General features: G+C 38.2%; 3 pseudogenes. 2 read left to right on the top strand and 1 reads right to left on the bottom strand.

Features of this window, described 5'->3' with window-relative positions:
- Nucleotides 1–144: 144 nt before the first annotated feature.
- A pseudogene (locus ACFIJW_RS09125) lies at nt 145–642 on the bottom strand (phage tail protein); the annotation flags it as partial.
- Here ACFIJW_RS09125 and ACFIJW_RS09120 point away from each other — a divergent pair.
- Together ACFIJW_RS09120 and ACFIJW_RS09115 are read left to right on the top strand one after the other, a co-directional pair.
- Nucleotides 639–789, top strand: a pseudogene (locus ACFIJW_RS09120) (transcriptional regulator); the annotation flags it as partial. The pseudogenes ACFIJW_RS09125 and ACFIJW_RS09120 sit on opposite strands and share 4 nt — an antisense overlap.
- Before the next feature lie 797 nt (nt 790–1,586).
- Nucleotides 1,587–3,009, top strand: a pseudogene (locus ACFIJW_RS09115) (hypothetical protein); the annotation flags it as partial.

Below are 3,009 nucleotides of genomic sequence, written 5' to 3'. Positions count from 1 at the left end.
AAAAGAAGAGAAACGGTCCCAGTATTTCCACAAAGCAAAACCAGCAGCCAGTATGACCGCCACAACAGCAGCAACCACAGCCCCTATTGGGGTAAAAATACCCCCACAACAGAGGAAATACCCACCCCAACCACTTCGATCACTGTCCCGATCCAACCAAAGATACTCACCAATGCTGCACCTGAAACCGCAACCCCTCGAAATGCTGCCATGAGTAAAGTCATCGGGTGAAAAAGACGCAGCGCGCTCCCACCAAGCCCTGCCATCGGCTGCACGGGTGCGCACCACATTGACAAAGCGCCACAATGGGTCACTGGAGGTGGTGTGGTTGCCCCATAAAATACGTCCATTGGCGACAATTTTTCCATGGGCATTTTGGCTAAGCCGTGCTGGAATAAAGGTAGCAATATCGGCTTGGTTAAGGCGATTTGCTTCATGATCGATTTCCCCATCAAAATAGCTAATGGGGCGCGCTGTTCCTAAAATGCCTTTGACATCTTGGTTGGAGGGAAACCAAAAAACACCGCCCCTTTGCTTGTCGCGTTTGATAAACATGGCGGCAGCAAAGGGACTTGCCGGTTTAACACTCCAACCACCATCACTATTTGCCACCCAGACAAAGGAATCAATCAGGTAACAAAAATGCAACAATTAAACTTCCCCCTGAAGATATAGCGGAACTCGTAGCAGAGCTTGATAAAAAGTTACAAGAGCTTGTTCAAAACATCAAAGACAGAGAAGAAATAGAGCTTACCTTGCCTCTTTTTAAAATTGCATTTAAAACGTTAAATAGAGGTTGGAAAAGCACTCAAGAACTACACAAATCCAACCTAACCATCATTATACAATGGAAAATGAAGGTGCATTTCTCCTTACATTAAGATTTTTAATAACACTTTGTTTTTAACATATTATATCTTTTTTTGCTTTTTGGGCTGATTTTGGAGCGAACTTCACAATTTATAGATTTTTTTCAAAGGGGCTTAAAAGGCGGTCTTCTAGGCTTTCACAGAGTTTTTTTAAATCTTCAAAGCCTTTTCCTATTTTCCATTGAATCACAGTTTTTTCTCATTTTCACTCTTTTTTAGATGTCAAAATCCATTTTGATAAAACGCGCATTTAATGGTGAAAATTAGTCATAAAAAATCATAAATTTCCACCTATTCCCACTTAAAAAAACTCCTGTCAAACGACAAACTTTCTTTTTTGTATATCCACAGCAGCATGGATACTGCTATTCTTTATTGCTCATTTCCTCTCTTCTTGTTTCTTTTTTCTAATATTTTTTCCATTCTTGTTTCTTTTTATAACTCAATAAAGTTTATCTCTAAACAATGCACAATAATAACACTATGATCTAAAATCAAATAAATATAAATAATTTTTAATATTATAAAATAATTTATATTTATTTCATAATGAATAATATTCAAAACATTATGTATTTTTATAAAAAAATATTTTTCTACTTTACATAAAAATAAAAACAATCTATTGGTCCCCAAAGTAGAAAACCATTCATTTGATATCCTTCTTGTAAGCGGGGAAGGAATGCGTGGGGCTTATAAGTTAAGGAAAATATCTAAATGTTTAAAAAATCTCTTTTATCCGGCACAGCTGCCGTAGCTATCATGCTGTTTAGCACTCATTTCAGCGCATATGCGACAGTCCTCAGTGCTACAAGTAATGAAGAAGTAAAAGATGTCTCCGACGACGCATCCGAAAAAAACTATGATGCGATTAAGGCAACAAATAGTGGAAAAATCATTGGCAAGGATATAAAAGTAACCGCTCCTGAATCTGAAAAAACTGGTGTAACATCTACAGATCTTGGTAGCGAAATTACGTTAAAAGGCACAACAACCATTGAAAAAGCTGTGGATGGGATCCTAGCAAAAACAGGTGGTAAAATCACCAGCGAAGATTTAAAAATAAAAGGAGACGATACAGGAACAGGTGTAACAACCACAGATCCTGATAGTACAGTTGAATTAACAGGCACAACAACCATTGAAAAAGTTGCAAACGGATTTCGGGTAAATAAGGGCAGTAAAGTCACTGCAAAAAATGTAACGATAATCCTTCCTGAAGCTAAAGAAGACAGCATTGGTATACTCGTCGATGGTGCTAATAGCGTGATTGAATTAACGGGTCAAACAACCATTAAAGACATTGCTGGCAGCGGTCTTAGGGCAACAACTGGTGGCAAACTCGTTAGTAAAGATTTAACAATAACGGGCTCTCAGAACGAAAAAAATACCAATAGCACCGGTATAGCAGCCTACTTGCCAAATACTATGATTGAATTAACAGGCAAAACAACCATTGAAAATATGGTAACTGGGCTTTATACAGCAGTTGGTAGCAAAATCGTTAGCGAAAATTTGACAATAACCGGCTCTGAAACTGAAAAAAAGAGTACTGGTGCAAAAGCTGAAAACAACAGCGTCATTACATTAAAAGGCACAACAACCATTGAAAAAGTTGCAAACGGCCTTGATATACAAAATGCAGCTACAGTCAAGATGACCGATGGTTCCATTACAGCATCTCAAATAGGTGCCTTTTTCAACGCTAGCGGAAATGATGAAAATAAAAACACGCTGGAAAATGTAAAAATATCGAGCAGCAAAGATGACGCCTTGATAGATAAAGGAATAAGTNTTTTCAACGCTAGCGGAAATGATGAAAATAAAAACACGCTGGAAAATGTAAAAATATCGAGCAGCAAAGATGACGCCTTGATAGATAAAGGAATAAGTGCCGAAAAAAGCACTGTGTCTTTAAACAATGTAACCGTCACTAAAGCGACAACAGGCATATTTGCAAATAATAACTCCACAATAACAGTCTCTGGAGGTTCATTCGACGGAAAAACTGATGGGGTATATGCTAAAGAAGGCAGCGCCATTACTTTGGACGAAAAAACTGCAGTTACATCATCTGATGGTTACGGACTTCATGCAGAAGGTCCAGCCAAAATCACGAAGACAAAAGGTGCTGTAAGTG

This window comes from Bartonella sp. MM97QHHN (assembly GCF_042194285.1).
Taxonomy (GTDB): domain Bacteria; phylum Pseudomonadota; class Alphaproteobacteria; order Rhizobiales; family Rhizobiaceae; genus Bartonella.
This window is presented reverse-complemented; position numbering and strand designations above follow the sequence as displayed.